Raw genomic sequence first — 11,859 nt, forward strand, 5'->3', positions numbered from 1 at the left:
TGTTCCGGGTAGCCGGATTGACACAATCGACCGGCGGTTCACTTCGGACGGAAGGACCTCGCGTGCCCCTGGTCTACGTGCACGGGATCGGCAATCGGGAGGAGCGTCGCGCCTACGACGTCGCCAACCGCACCCGGGACCGGTTCTTCCGGCGGTTCCTGCCGGTCCCGGTGGTCGGGCACACCGAGATCCGTTCGCCGTACTGGGGAGAACACGGGGGAGTGCTGCGCTGGAAGCACGCCTCGCTGCCGGCTGCCGGACTGGAGTCACTCGGCGCGGGCGGCGACTTCGAGGCCGGGATCGCCCGGCTGGCGGCGGTGCCCGGTGCGGCCACCGGAACACTGCTGACCGGGACCGCCCGGAACAGCATGCGCGACGCCGTCGACCTGCTGTTCACAGTGATCGACGCCGACAGCCTCGACGACACCGCCGCCGACGCGGTGATCGCCGCGGCCGGCGCCCTGGTGGAGTACTGCGACCAGCGGGAACGTCTGGCGCCGGCCGGGCCGGACCGCTACCCGTGGCTGGCCGGGATCAAGGACGACGCCGACCTGATCGACCAGCTCCTGTCCCTGGCGGCGGCCGGCGGGGACGATCCGGAACCGGACCGTGAGTCGCTGGGCGGCCGGCACCGTCGCTACGGCCGCCTGCGGCTGCTGCTGCGTGGCGGTGCCGACCGGCTGCGGCGGGCGGCCGGACTGCCCGTCGAGACGTCGATCGCGGCCGTCCGGACCCTCACCGGCCGGCCGGTCTCCGATCTGGCCGGCGACGTCCTGACCTACCTGGCCCGGCGCGGCACCCCGGACGAGCCCGGCCCGATCGTACGGGCGGTGCTGACCGACCTCCGGGAAGCCGCCGCCGAAGCAGGCCCGGACCGCCCGCTGGTCGTGGTCGCGCACAGCATGGGCGGCAACATCATGTACGACCTGCTCACCCACTTCGCCCCGGACCTGCCGGTGCACACCCTGGTCACGGTCGGTTCCCAGGTCGCGCTCTTCGAGGAGCTGAAACTCTTCCGGGGCAGTGACCCCGCCCTGCCCGGACCCGATCTGGCCCGGATCCCGCGCCCCGCCGGACTGTCCCGGTGGATCAACGTCGTCGACCGGGCCGACCTGCTCGGCTACCGGGCGGGCGGTGTCTTCGACGGGGTGGAGGACTACGTCTACCCGACCAGTGCCCTGTGGGCGCACAGCGCCTACTTCCGGCAGCCGCACTTCTACGCCCGGCTCGGGCGGCGGCTGTGACCACCCTCTACTCCGACGGCGGCGCCGGACCGCGGATCCACGCGCTGGTCATCGGGGTGGGGCACTACCCGCACTGCGTCGCGTATCCGCCGGGCACCCCGGAGAGCCGGCTGGCCGCGGACATCACGCCGCTGACCACCGCGCCGTCCTCCGCCCTCGCCGTCAACCGGTGGCTGCTGGACAACCTGCGCGACGATCCGTACGTCCCGCTGGGCAGCGTCGAGACCCTGATCTCCGGCCCGGCCCCGATCGTCGTGCCCACCCCGTCCGGCGGGACGACTGTCGATCCGGCGACGTTCGGCAACGCCCGCGAGGCCGTCCACCGGTGGCGCGGCCGGTGCGACACCGACGAGGACAACGTGGCCCTGTTCTTCTTCTGCGGGCACGGCTGGGAACGCGGCGACCAGACCCTGCTGCTGGAGGACCTCGGCCGGCATCCCGGTGACTTCTTCGCCGGTGCCGTCAACTTCCGCCGCACCTACCTCGGCATGCGGGACTGCCGGGCCCGGACCCAGCTCTACTTCATCGACGCCTGCCGGGAACTGCCGCTCGAACTGCTGGAGATCGCCGCCGACGAGTCCCGCCCACTGCTGACCGTCCGCAATCCCCTCGAACCACCCGGCCGGCCACTGGACGCGCCGGTCTTCCACGCCACCACTCCCGGCCTGCGCGCCTACGGGCCACCGGGCGAGCCGACACCGTTCACCGAAGCGGTCCTCGACGTGCTCGGCGGGCGCGGCGCGCATCAGCCGCGCTGGGGCAGTTGGGAGATCCACACCGACCGGATCGCGCCCAGCGTACGGCGGATGATGCAGTGGAACGGCGTCGCCGACCAGCGTCCCACCGCCGAAGGCGTCACCATCTCGTCCCGGTTCCGGACCCTGCCGGGGCCGCCGGCGGTGCCGTTCCGGCTCAGCTGCGCACCGGCGGAGGCGCTGTACAGCGCCCGGTTGAGCCTCACCGCGCTGGACGACCCGGCGAACGGGCGGGTCCGCGAACCCCGCGGTGAACCGTGGCAGAACGAGGTGCCGGCCGGCAACTACCAGGTCCGGGCCGAGTTTCCGCCCGCTGCGTACCAGGACGTCTGTCTCTACCCGGCGTTCCTCCCGCCGGTTGTCGACGAGGTGATCCCGGTGGAACCGGCATGACACACCAGGTCCATCTCGAGTACGCCGAGGCCGACGAACCCGCGGGCACCGTCGTCGGCGCGGTGGAGATCCTGGACGCCGATCTGTGCACCTGGACCGGTGCGCCGGTGCTCGCGGGCCGGTCGTCGCCCGCCGAGGTGCCGCGCCCCGGCCGGTACGTCGCACAGGGACGCCTGGCCGGGGGCGCCTGGATCGGCGCCTCCTTCCAGGTGCCGGACCGGATCGGCACACCGGTCCGCGTCCAGCTGGAACAGGCCGCCCCCGGCCCGGACCGGCAGGCCGTGCCGGACGACGGCCGGACCTGCTGGGCCGCCGGGTTCACCCGCCAACTCTCCCGGTGGTCCCGGGTGCCGCTGAACCGACGCGCCGAACGGCCCACCTCGCTGGAACTCTTCCCCACGAGCGGAAGCCGCCCGGAGAACACCGCCGTCCTGGTCGGCGGGGACGGCATGCCCGCCCGTTTCGTGATCACGCCGGTCGATGCCGGTCTGCAACTGGCCCGATCCGGATCCTCGATCCGGGCCCAGCTGGCGCCGGGCCCGGAGCACACCCTGCTGTCGTTCCTCAGCGACGGCGACCTGGTCTGTGCCCGGATCGTCGCCGACCATCTGCTGGCCGAACCGCGCCGGGCCCGCCGCCGGCCACTGACCCTGCTGGCGGTGGGCTACCACCTCACCATGACCGGTGACGACCGTGCGCAGGACTGGGCGGACGAGGACCTGCGATGGCTGAGCACCAGCCCGGACGCCCTGGTGATCACCGCCTGGTCGCGTGCGGACGACGCCGGCGCCTTCCGCCGGCTCCTGGTGGAGGCGGCCACCCTGGGACCGCCGGCTGTCGGGATCGGACTCGGGTTGCTGCGGGACGGGCTCTACCTGCTGGACGACACCGATCCGGCGGTCGCCCGGGCGATCCGGGCGGTCCGCCGCTACCAGACGGCCCGGTTGCCCGGCATCCTGACCAGCTATCACGGCGACAGCCCGGAGTCGCCCGCGGCTCGGGTGCCGCCGATCGGCATTCCGGACGGCCTGCCGGTGGAGACGTTCCGGCTCGGTGGCGAGCCGCAGCCGCGCCCGGTCGAACCGTTCCTGGCCAGGTTGCGGTCGATGAGCGAGAACTTCCTCACCGCACAGCTCACCGCCGTCACGTACTTCGACACCGGGCAGCGGAGCCCGGGCCCGGTCGCGGCCACCCTGGAACTGACCGAGGCGGCCCGGGGCCTGCTCGGAGACGACATCACCGGCTCGGTCTCGCTGCGCCGCGGCACGTTGCGGGTCACCCTGGCCCGGATCGCCGACGAGGCCGCCGGTACGACCGTCTACCTGACCATCGACGGTGCCGAGCCGGCCGAGATCATGATGACCCGGCGGGGCGGCTCGTTCACCGCCGAGCTGCCCTGGCCCGGCGACATGCCGCAACAGCTCGGATTCCGGGTGGAGACCGGCGATGACCGGCTCTGAGTTCGACCCGGGCCGGCTCAGCCAGGTGGTGGTGTCCGCACTCGACCTGGCCGCCGCGGAGACCGGCCCGGCGCGCCCGGTCGACACCCGGGACGTGCTGCTCGCTCTGGCGCGGGTCGACATGGGCGGCGACTGGCAGCGGCTGTGGCTGGCCTTCGACAGCCCCGAGGTGATCGCCCGGTTCCCGGTCCGGGATCCGGCCCCGGAACCGGCCGCCGACTGGGGCCCGGCCGTGCTGACCGCGGGCTGCACCCGCGCGCTGGCGGCGGCGGTCCGGCTGGCCGACGTGTACGACACCGGCGAGGTCCCGGTCGGTCTCGCCGCGATCGCACTGACCGGCGAGCCGGACTCGGCCGCCGCCACGGCTGTCACCTTCGGCGACCGCTCCCGCCACCCCGAGCTGCTGGAACTCCTCCAGGAGGTAGCGGTGCAGGCGGTCCTCAACGACCTGCCCGACGCGCTGCGGCACGCCTTCGCCGGTTCGCCCGTGCTCCGGGCCGGTGACGGCGACCGGGAGCTGGACGCGGTGGTCGGGCGGCTGGGTGGGCCCGACAGCCTGAACAGGGTGGACGCGGTCGCCCTCGTCGGTGCCGCCGTCGAGGTCACCGGTGAACCGACCCTGGTCACCCACCTGGAACGGATGGAACTGACCCGGGACGTCGTCGGGGAGGCCCGGCGGATGGCCGGCGACCAGCCCTCGGCCTCGGCCGCCGACATGATCCAGCGGGCCCGGGACCGGTTCGACACCACCGAGCCGACCGCGGCGCAGCTGATCGTCGCCGCGACCACACGACCCGTCCCGGCGGTCCGGCGGACGGCCTGGCTGCTCGGCCTGTCCGCCGAGGAGATCGCCTACGAGGCCGCCGACGCGGACACCCGGCAACGTCCCCACGACGACAAGGTCAGCGACTACACGATGGCGCTGACCGTGCTCCTGGTGGTGCTCAACGTGGTCACGTCGGTGCTGGTGGTCACCCGTGCGGTCCAGCACGGGCCGTGGTGGCTGCTGTTGTTCGTCCTGCTGATCTGGTCCGGGCATCCACGGCTGCCGAACTGGTGGGCCTTCCTGGTGGCGCTGCTGCTGTATCCACCGGCAGGTCTGCCGGTGGCCGCTCCGGCACTGGCCGGCGCCCTGGCCGAGCTGGCGCTGGCCCGATCGGAGCGCCGGACCGCGTTCTTCCGGACCGGGGTGCGTCTCACCGCCCGGCAGTGGCGCCGGCACGTGCGGCGCCGTCATCCGCGCGCCTCCCAGGCGGGCACCACGTGGATCAGGTTGCTGCGGATGCGCCGGATGGGCGTGCCGGTGGAGGAATCGTGAACCGGCTCGTCTGGCTGTCCCGGTCCCGGGCCTATCTGACCATCGGCTGCCTGGTGGTCTTCGTCGTGCGGGCCGTGCTCGACCAGGAGTGGATCGCGCTCGCCGCCGGAACGGCCCTGGTGGTGTGGGCGGCCCGCTACCCGGTCGGTGCCGTGGTCGGGCTGCTGGCGGCGTGGTACCTGGACGCGCCCTGGCTGGCGGTGACCTGTGCGGTGATCCTCGCGCACGCGGCGGTGGTCCGGCTGCTGCCCATGCGCCTGCTCCGGCCCCGGGCCGATCCGGGTGTTCTCCAGGACGCCGTGCTGCGGATCGGGGCGGGGACGCTGGAGGCGCTGGACAGCTTCCGTGCCGGTGAACCGGTGGGTCCGGTCCATCTGGTCATGGCGGCCGGCGCCGAGGACCCGCGGGAGTGGGGTGAGCTGTCGATCAGCGAAGCCGGGGACGACTGGAACGGCACGCTGCTGACCGTCGGCGACCGGCCGTGGATGACGCTGGCCGCCGAGGCCGCGGCCCTGGCCCGGATACTCGGCCGGGAGACCGACGGCGTCTCCGGGGCACAGCTGCTGGGCGCTGCTGCGGTGCTGATCCCCGAGTCGCCGGTGTCCCGGGCGGGCAACACCCACGACCTCGCCGGCCGGGTGACCGGTCTCGGTCCCGAGCACCTGGTCGAACTGCTCCAGGAGTTCGTGAAGTCACCGGCCGGCGCGGACGCGCTCCGCCGGGCCGAGTTGCGCATGCAGCTCGACCCGAACCGGCAGGTCGACGACCGGATCCTGTTCAGCGGTGACCGCCGGGTGACCCTGCTCGCCCTGGTGCTGGCCGTCAGCGGCCCGGTGGCCGTGGTCGCGGTCCTCGGCGAGATGGCGGCTTCCGCGTTCACGGCGCCGGTCCGCTGGTGGCGGGCGGCCCGGCGGCCCCGGGACGTCCCACCGAACGGCCCGGCGGCAGACGCCCCGGCGACGAGGATCCGGCCCGCGCGGTGGCGCCGGATCCGGGCCACCCTGCGGGACGCGCCCGCGGCGATCCGTGTCGGTCGCCCACTGTGCACCACTGCCGCGATCGTGCTGGTCGCCGCCGGCCCGCTGCCGTGGTGGGTGAAATTGATCATCGGGGTGCTCCTCGTCCTGCTCCGCCCGTTGCGCAGGTGGTGGCTGGACGTGCTGTGGGTCGCCGGGCTGGGCGCGCTCGCCGTCCACGGTGGAGTTCTGTTGACGGCCGCCACGGCCGTGCTCGCGGCACGAATGATCATCACCTGGCTCGCGGTACGGCGCCGTGGCTTCGAGGCCGCGCTGACCGAGCCCCGCCGGCGGCTGCCGGGTATCTGGAGCATGCATCCCGAGGAGCGGATCCCGACGCCGGAGCAGGCCTGGGCGTCGTTCGCCGAAGCCGTGCGCCGGGGTGAGGACGACCCGTTCGACGGTAGCGCCGAATACGTGCTGGCCGCCTGGGCGACCGGCGACGCGGTCGTGCAGGGCCGGGCCGTGACCCGCGCGCTGCGCAAGGAACTGCTCGGGCAGTATCCGGCCGATCTGCAACGGCCGCCGTCGCTGATCGCCCATGTCGGGCGCCTCTACTTCCTGGAGACGCTGGCCGGCGCCGGGGTCCGCTGGCTCGCGGCGGTCGCCGCGGCCACGGTGACGGCCCTGGCGCTGCCGGTCCCGGCGATCATCTGGGGCCCGGTGCGGGTACCCGGATGGCTGTTCACCGCGGTGACCGTGCTGCTGCTGGTGGTCCAGCTCGCCGACCGGGTACCGAGCTGGTTCGGCGTGCTCGTGACCGTCCTGCCGATCCTGGTCCTCTCCCGGGCCGCGGCGATCCCCGCACTGACCGTGTCGGTGCTGGCCGCCGTGGCGGCATGGACCGTGCGGCGCTACGTCGAGCGGCGGGTGCTGGTCGCGCCACCGAGGATCGCCACGGCCAGTCTCACCATGACCGGATTCCGGTTCCGGCTCCGGTACCGGGCCGCCGCTGGTTTCGTCGCCCGGAACCGGCCGGGTATCGCGGTCGACCTCCTCACCGAGTTGGCGGAGAACTCCGCCGGCCGGCGCCCCGGCCTTGCCGCTGTCGCGCTGGCCGAGACGGCCCTGGTGGAACTCGAACGGGGCCGCCTGCAACCGGCTGTCGACAGGGCCGCCGCGGCGGCGGCCCTCGCCGCCACCGCCCGGGCCACCTCGTTCGCCCGCTTCGCGCAGGGGGTGATCTGGAGCCGGGTCGGTGACCACGAGCGGGCGATCCCGGAGCTGCGTGCCGCCGAACCCGTGCTGCGCGGCACCGCGGAGGGTGTCACCTGTGCCGCGGCACTCGCGCAATCGCTGGCGGTGACCGGGAACGTGGCCGAGGCGAACACGTACCTCGCTCGCGCGGCGGCCCGGCCGAACCTCGGCGGGCATCTGATGGTCTTGGTGGAAGCGCAGTTGGCGGTCGGGCGGGAACTGCTGCGGGAACAGCGGTACGGCGAGGCCTACGCCACCCTGGAGGACATCGGGCCCGGATTCGGTGGCACCGAGGACGACGAGGCCGGCAGCGAACGGGCCACCGCCCTGTGGCTCCGCCTGGTCGGTGAGGTGTCCCTGGTGAAGGGCCGGGCCGCCCTGGCGGACGGGCGGCTGCCGGAGGCCGGGGAACAGCTCCGGATCGCGGTGCAGCACCTACGCCGGACCACCGCGACGGACCTGCTCGGGACGGCCCGGATCGCCGAGGGTGAATATCACGGAACGCAGCGGGCCTGGAAGCAGGCCTGCGAGTCGGTGCGGGCCGGGATCCGGCTGCTGGAGCACCGGCGAGGCCAGTTGCGGCTCGGCGCGCACCGGGGTGGCCTGCTCAGTGTGGACCGGGCCGTCTACGACAGTGCTCTCGGCGTGCTGGTCCGGGCGCAGCGGGCCGGGCGTGGGGAGGCGGGTGAGATCGCGGCGGCGTTGCTCGAATCGCTGCGCCGGGACTCGTTCGCCTCGCTCCTGCGGGACGGCCGCGGCGCCTTCGCCGATCGTCTGCCCGAGTCCGCCCGCGATCTGGTGGCGCGGATCGCCGTACTCGAATCCGGGTTCGATCTGGAGGGCCGGTCCGCGGACGAGCGGGAGGAGAGCGTCCGGAAACTGCGGGAAGAGCTGGGCGACGCGGTGTCGCGGGGGTTCGCCGAGGCGTACCTGCCGGAGGACGTCGATCTGGCCCGGATGTTGCCCGCGCTGCGTGGCGCGCACGTCCTGCAGTTCGAGTTCGTCGAGGTCGGCGCGGAACGATGGCGCGGTTACCGGACGTGGATCCCGCCCGGTGGCCGCCCGGTCGTCGACGAGGTGATCATCAGCGGGCCGGGTGCGCTGGAGATCCTCGCGGACAGCACCCCGGAGAACGCCGGGGCCTTCTCGATCCCGCTGTTGCACGTGGCCGGGGACTGGGCGGATCTGGCCGGGGCGATCCTGCCGGCCGGGCTGCTGCTGGAACTCGCCCTGCTGGATCCGCGTGCTCCCGCCCGGCTGGTGGTGTGCGCCGGTGAGCACCTGGCCTACCTGCCGTGGCCGGCTCTGTTGCTGGACGCCGAGGATCCCGAGGCGGTTCTGGTACGCAAGGCGGTCCTGCAGTTCGTGCCGTCGCTGAGTGTGGTGGGCGAGAGTGAGCCGGCGGTTCCGGGTGGGGACGTGCTGGCCTACCTCGACCGGGACACCTACGACGATCCGGAGCAGCGGCGGCGGCTGACCGGGGCGCTGAGTGTCGTCTTCGCCGAGTCGCGAAGCGCTTTCGAGGAGCACCTGGCCGGCCGGCGGTTCACCGGTGGTTACCTGACCGCCCACGGCACGGGTTCGGGCATTGCGCAAGGGGTGCGGTTCAGCGACGGCGGGGTGCTGTCCGCGGCTGTCGCGTTGCGGTACCGATGGCCGCACTGGCTGGTCTTCGCCTCGTGTTTCGTCGCGAAACTGGAGCAGCAGGCCGGACACGAGCCGTTCGGTCTGGTCGGCGCCTGCATGCTCGGTGGCTGCCGGAGTGTCATCGGCGGGGTGATCGCGGTGGAACAGTCGGCCACCACCGCGATCACCACCGAGGTGGCCATCGCGGTGGCCGGTGGCGCGGATCCGGCGGCGGCGTTGCGGACCGCCCAACTCGCCCGGCTGGACGCCCTCGGGGACGCCGCCTTCATCGACCAATGGGCCGGACTCATCTGTTTCGCCACCACTGCGCATTCATTCAGGTAAGCGATTTAGCACGCCGGAAACGCGGCTCCAGTGAGAAGTATCTAACGTGGAGTTGTTCCGGATGACATCGTCGGGAAACCTCGGATTTCTTGACTGGGTCCTGCAACAGCCGGTTGACCTGGGCAAGGAGGCATCCTCGGTGCCGGAACGGTATGTGTTGGTGCAGTGGCCGGACGGGCCTGAACAGCGGATCTATTCGCCGTCCACGGTGGTCGAGGACTATTTCTCGGCGGGGCAGGAATACCCGGTCGGCGCATTTACCGAGCGGTGCCGGGAGGCATTGCGGATCGCCAGTGAGCGGGTTCGGGCGGCCTATGGATTTCCCTGCTCGAACGCCGCCCGGTCGATCGCCCAGGTCGAGCGGCACGCTGCGCTCCACCCCGCCGGGGTCGTGATCGTGAAGGGGATCGAGGCATGAGCGAGCACTTCACCGTCGTGGTCGTCGGGGGCGGGCAGGCGGGACTGTCGATGAGCTGGCACCTCGGCCGGCTCGGCGTCGACCACGTCGTCCTCGAACGGGACCAGGCCGGGCACGAGTGGCGGGACCGGCGGTGGGACTCGTTCTGCCTGGTCACCCCGAACTGGCAGGTCGACCTTCCGGGGTTCCCCTATGCCGGTGACGATCCGGACGGATTCATGTCGGGGGCCGAGGTCGTCGAGCACCTGGAAGCGTATGCCGCCTCCTTCGCGCCTCCGCTGCGGCAAGGGGTCACGGTCACCCGGCTCCGGCGTACCGCCGCAGGGATCTTCGCACTGCAGACCAGCGACGGTGACCTCACCGCGGACCAGGTGGTGGTCGCCACCGGGCCCTATCACGCGCCGGCCGTGCCCCGCCTCGCCGAACGGCTGCCGGCCGGGATCACACAACTGCACTCGTCGGAGTACCGGCGGGCCTCGCAGCTGCCGGACGGGGACGTGCTCGTCGTCGGGACCGGGCAGTCGGGATGTCAGATCGCCGAGGACCTGCATCTGGCCGGGCGCCGGGTGCACCTCGCGGTCGGGAGTGCGCCGCGGGCGGCCCGGCGGTATCGGGGGCGGGACACGCTGACCTGGCTCGACGCCATGGGGCACTACGCCAAGGGGGTCGACGAGTTCGGGGATGTGGACGAGGTCCGGGTGCGGGCCAACCACTACATGACCGGGCGGGACGGTGGGCGGGACATCGATCTGCGGTTGTTCGCCACGCAGGGCATGCAGTTGTACGGGCGATTGCTCGACGTCACCGAGGGTGCGCTCACTTTTGGGTCTGATCTGACGATAAATCTGGACAATGCGGATGCAGTGGCGGAAGGGATCAAGGACGCGATCGACCGGTGGATCGCAGCCAAGGGGATCGACGCTCCGACGGAAAGTCGATATGTCCCTGTTTGGGAGCCGCCTAGTGAGCCGCGAGCGCTGGAAGCCGGTGAACTAGCGGCGGTTGTGTGGGCCACCGGATTCCATCGTGATCATCGATGGATCCAGGTGCCGGTTTTCGACGGGCGCGGATATCCCACCCATGACCGCGGTGTGACCAGCTGCCCCGGCCTCTATTTCCTCGGGCTGCCCTGGCTGTGGACCTGGGGATCGGGCCGGTTCGCCGGGATCGCCCGAGACGCCGCCCACCTGGCCGCCAAGATCACCGCACCCCGCCGGCTCCGGAAGGCCGAGGACGTCATCTGGCTGGCCGGCACCGCCCCCGAAACGGTCGCGGCATGAACGACGCCCACCGCCACCTGGGGATTCTGCCCGCCTACCCGTTCTACGGCGGCCCGCCGGTCAACCCGGACACCACCGCCCGCGCCACCATCGACGAACTGATCGCCGACCTGGACGCCGAGGGCACCGAACGAGCCCTGATCCTGCCCAACTACGGGGTACCCGACCCCGACGTGGCATTCGGCTTCAACAACCTGGTGGTGGAGGCCGCCCAGCGCGACGACCGGATCCGCGCCGGCCTGTGGGTGTCCGCGAAAGCCGACGACGCGTCGCGGACGGCACAGGCGCTGGAGCTCGCGAAAGAACCGGGAGTGCGGGCGCTGAAGCTGAGTTTCCTGCTCGGCGGCGGCACCGAGGACCCGGGCCTGGACGCGATCTTCGCCGCCGCCCTCGAACACGACCTGACCGTCCACGTCCACACCTCCCCGGGCGCCGCCTCCGACATCGACCGGGTGGGAACCCTGGTGGACCGCTACGGCGACGACGTCCGGGTACACCTCGTGCACTTCGGCGGCGGCATGAGCGCCCACATCAAACTGATCGGCGGCCGGTTCTTCGACTGGATCACCGCCGGTAAACAGGTCTACACCGACCTGTCCTGGGCGATCGGTTTCGCCCCGCGCTGGCTCGCGCAGGAGATCGACAGGCGCGGCATCGGCCACGACCGGGTCCTCTTCGCCAGCGACGAACCGTGGGGCGACCACGCCGGCGAGTCGGCCCGGCTGCGTGCGGTCACCGGCGGTTCCGAACTGACCAAAGCTGTCTTCCACACCAATTTCGACAAACTGTACGGCTGAGAAGGAGCCC

Annotated in this window: 8 protein-coding genes; all 8 read left to right on the forward strand. The window is 72.4% G+C overall.

Annotated elements, in window-relative coordinates; all coding sequences use genetic code 11:
- Nucleotides 1-62 precede the first annotated feature (62 nt).
- The 8 genes from Aco03nite_RS15230 to Aco03nite_RS15265 are packed head-to-tail and all read left to right on the forward strand — an operon-like array spanning nucleotide 63 to nucleotide 11,849.
- The gene (locus Aco03nite_RS15230; protein WP_203795743.1) at nucleotides 63-1,244 is read left to right on the forward strand and encodes a lipase family protein; all 1,182 of its coding nucleotides are present in this window, start codon (nucleotides 63-65) and stop codon (nucleotides 1,242-1,244) included.
- Entirely contained in the window at nucleotides 1,241-2,392 is a 1,152-nt protein-coding gene (locus Aco03nite_RS15235) for a caspase family protein (protein WP_203795744.1), read from the forward strand. The genes Aco03nite_RS15230 and Aco03nite_RS15235 overlap by 4 nt, the downstream gene beginning before the upstream one ends.
- Nucleotides 2,389-3,852 (forward strand): hypothetical protein, encoded by a 1,464-nt coding sequence (locus Aco03nite_RS15240; protein ID WP_203795745.1) that lies wholly within the window; start codon nucleotides 2,389-2,391, stop codon nucleotides 3,850-3,852. Before Aco03nite_RS15235 ends, Aco03nite_RS15240 begins: the two co-directional genes overlap by 4 nt.
- Complete coding sequence (locus Aco03nite_RS15245; protein ID WP_203795746.1) at nucleotides 3,839-5,170, forward strand: hypothetical protein; 1,332 nt, start codon at nucleotides 3,839-3,841, stop codon at nucleotides 5,168-5,170. Before Aco03nite_RS15240 ends, Aco03nite_RS15245 begins: the two co-directional genes overlap by 14 nt.
- Nucleotides 5,167-9,354 (forward strand): CHAT domain-containing protein, encoded by a 4,188-nt coding sequence (locus Aco03nite_RS15250; RefSeq protein ID WP_203795747.1) that lies wholly within the window; start codon nucleotides 5,167-5,169, stop codon nucleotides 9,352-9,354. Before Aco03nite_RS15245 ends, Aco03nite_RS15250 begins: the two co-directional genes overlap by 4 nt.
- Before the next feature lie 46 nt (nucleotides 9,355-9,400).
- Nucleotides 9,401-9,772, forward strand: coding sequence for an MSMEG_0570 family nitrogen starvation response protein (locus tag Aco03nite_RS15255; protein WP_239145182.1), 372 nt, complete (start codon nucleotides 9,401-9,403; stop codon nucleotides 9,770-9,772).
- Nucleotides 9,769-11,052 (forward strand): MSMEG_0569 family flavin-dependent oxidoreductase, encoded by a 1,284-nt coding sequence (locus Aco03nite_RS15260; RefSeq protein ID WP_203795748.1) that lies wholly within the window; start codon nucleotides 9,769-9,771, stop codon nucleotides 11,050-11,052. Before Aco03nite_RS15255 ends, Aco03nite_RS15260 begins: the two co-directional genes overlap by 4 nt.
- Nucleotides 11,049-11,849, forward strand: a complete 801-nt coding sequence (locus Aco03nite_RS15265) for an amidohydrolase family protein (protein ID WP_203795749.1) — start codon at nucleotides 11,049-11,051, stop codon at nucleotides 11,847-11,849. The genes Aco03nite_RS15260 and Aco03nite_RS15265 overlap by 4 nt, the downstream gene beginning before the upstream one ends.
- Nucleotides 11,850-11,859: the final 10 nt, after the last annotated feature.

Source organism: Actinoplanes couchii (assembly GCF_016862075.1).
Taxonomy (GTDB): Bacteria; Actinomycetota; Actinomycetes; order Mycobacteriales; family Micromonosporaceae; genus Actinoplanes; species Actinoplanes couchii.

Coding starts and splice junctions, on each gene's coding strand:
- Aco03nite_RS15240 (WP_203795745.1), top strand. CDS start 2,389: ATGACACACCAGGTCCATCTCGAGTACGCCGAGGCCGACGAACCCGCG.
- Aco03nite_RS15245 (WP_203795746.1), top strand. CDS start 3,839: ATGACCGGCTCTGAGTTCGACCCGGGCCGGCTCAGCCAGGTGGTGGTG.
- Aco03nite_RS15260 (WP_203795748.1), top strand. CDS start 9,769: ATGAGCGAGCACTTCACCGTCGTGGTCGTCGGGGGCGGGCAGGCGGGA.
- Aco03nite_RS15265 (WP_203795749.1), top strand. CDS start 11,049: ATGAACGACGCCCACCGCCACCTGGGGATTCTGCCCGCCTACCCGTTC.